Origin of the sequence: Pseudomonas sp. NPDC088444 (assembly GCF_044900175.1) — a bacterium.
GTDB lineage: Bacteria > Pseudomonadota > Gammaproteobacteria > Pseudomonadales > Pseudomonadaceae > Aquipseudomonas.
In genome coordinates this window covers 192,184-194,653 of record NZ_JBJDNK010000001.1, presented here as the reverse complement: position 1 = coordinate 194,653, position 2,470 = coordinate 192,184, and the positions used below count along the sequence as shown (strand labels likewise).

Annotated in this window: 1 protein-coding gene; it reads left to right on the top strand. The window is 58.3% G+C overall.

Translation table 11 applies throughout. The features are described from left to right. Window positions 1-178: 178 nt before the first annotated feature. Window positions 179-2,377, top strand: a complete 2,199-nt coding sequence (locus ACI2KB_RS01215) for a TonB-dependent siderophore receptor (RefSeq protein ID WP_404630594.1) — start codon at window positions 179-181, stop codon at window positions 2,375-2,377. Window positions 2,378-2,470: the final 93 nt, after the last annotated feature.

The following is a 2,470-nucleotide window of genomic DNA, read 5'->3' as shown; positions in this document are numbered from 1 at the left end:
TCCATTGGAATGTATCGGCGAAGTCGCAAAAAAAGCCAGGGATGGCACTTCGCTTTTATTCTTAATAACAATGGTAATGAGAAAGATTATTTGTTAGATTTTCTCGCTTTTTTGACATTTGTCAGCGAAACGTAAAGGGCTGGGGCCCGGCGTTTTTTCAAAGGGAGGGGGAGTTCGGATGGTCAGCAACAACAAGGGTCAATTCAAGGTGAAAGCCTTGGCAGCGCTGGTCGCAACGGTCGCTTGCCATGGTGTCGCATGGGCCGAGGATGCCCCGACCAAACCGGCAAAAGGGTCAACCATTCAACTGCAGAACTCGGTGGTTTCGGGCGAAGCACCGGTCGCTGAAACCGATGTCGGTTACCAGGCGAAAAACAGCACAGCGGGCACCAAGACCAGCACTCCATTATCTGAAACACCGCGTTCTGTATCCGTTGTGACACGTCAGCGGATGCAGGATCAGGCATCGCAAACCCTCACCGACGTCCTGGGCTATGTGCCTGGCATCTTCGCACCGCCGTTTGCGGTGGGTGACGGACTGGCCGGTGACCTGTTCTCCATTCGCGGCTACAACGCCACCGACTACGGCTATGGCTTGTTGAAAGACGGCTTGCGTCTGCAGGGCAACCGCTACGACACCACCACCGAGCCGTATGGCTTGGAGCGCACCGAAGTGTTCCGTGGCCCAAGCTCCATTCTGTACGGCGAAAACGCGCCGGGCGGTCTGGTCAACCTGGTCAGCAAACGTCCGACCGAAACCGCCCAGGGCGAAGCCAAGTTCACCTACGGCAGTAACAACCGCCGCCAACTGGCGCTGGACGTCTCCGGCCCGCTGACCGACGACAACAGTATTCTGGGGCGTGTGGTGATGCTGGGTCGCAATGCCGACACCCAGGTCGACACGGTGCCGGACGACCGCCTCTACATCGCGCCGTCGATGACTTTCAACTTCGATGAAGACACCTCGCTGACGCTGCTGTCGTCCTACCAGCGCGACCGCACCAAGCTGCTGTTGGGCTACCCGGCGGCCGGTACGTTGCTGGACAACGTCAACGGCAAGATCGGCAAGAGCCAGTTCAACGGCAACCCGAACTGGGACGACTTCGAGCGCGAAACCTGGACCCTGGGTTACGAGTTCAGTCACCAGTTGAACGAAAACTGGCAGTTCCGCCAGAACTCGCGCTATATGGAATCGCGTCTGGACCGTCATGAGACCTGGCCGAACAACCTGAACAACGGCGGTTTCGGCAGCAACCTGACGGCCACTTACTACGACCGCGACAACAAATCCATCGCCTACTCGGTGGACAACCAGTTCGAAGGTCACTTCACCTCCGGCGCGCTGGAAAACACCGTGCTGTTGGGCGCCAGCTACGACCGCACCTCGTTCAACCAGGACTGGGCCGCGGGCTTCAGTGGCTCCATCAACGTGTTCAATCCGGTGTACCCGGCGACGAAACCGACCACACCGTTCACCGTGCAGAACTCTCAGCTCGACCAACAAATGTATGGGCTCTACAGCCAGTTGCAGAGCAAGTACAACAACTGGATCTTCCTGTTGGGTGGTCGTCAGGACTTCGTCCACAGCATGTACCGCAACCGTGCGGGCACCACCAGTGGCTTTGCGGATCTGGACGGCTGGGATCATCGCTTCAGCTGGCAGACCGGTTTGATGTACCAGTTCGAAAACGGTATCTCGCCTTACGTCAGCTACTCGACCGCCTTCACACCGGTGCAGCAGTCGTCGCAGCCGAACGGTGACCTGCTCGATCCGATCCTGAGCCATCAATACGAGGCGGGTCTGAAGTTTGAGCCGAAGGGCTGGAATACCACCTTTAGCGCGGCTGTCTTCCAGTTGACCAAGACCCACGACGTGGTGGCGGGTTCCAATGGTTTCAGCCAGCAGGTGGGGGAGAGCGAGTCCAAGGGTATCGAACTTGAAGCCAACAGCGACATCACCAAGAACCTCAGCCTGACAGCGTCGTACACCTACACCGATGCACGGGTGACCAAGGATGCGCCAGGTTCGCTGTTCGAAGATCACCAGTTGACCGGTATTCCGCGTAACCAGGCGTCCGGTTGGGCAACCTACCGCTTCCTCGATGGCCCGCTGAGCGGCTTCCGGATCGGGGGGGGCGTGCGTTACTTCGACAATACCTTCGCGTACACGTCGCCGACCCTGTACGGCAAGCTGAAAACCGGCGACGTGACGCTGGTCGACGCGCTGATCGGTTACGACATCGACAAACACTGGTCGGTGGACGTCAACGCGAAAAACCTGTTCGACAAGGAATACGTCAGCGGTTGCAACAACGCGGGCCGTTGCTACTGGGGTGAAGAGCGTACCGTGCTGGGTACCGTGGCTTTCCGCTGGTAATCGATCGGGTGTGAAGAAAGGGCAGGCACGGCGACGTGACTGCCCTTTTTTTGTGGTTTGACGCGCCCCCAATAAGAGACGCCCCACCGTATT

Coding starts and splice junctions, on each gene's coding strand:
- ACI2KB_RS01215 (WP_404630594.1), top strand. CDS start 179: ATGGTCAGCAACAACAAGGGTCAATTCAAGGTGAAAGCCTTGGCAGCG.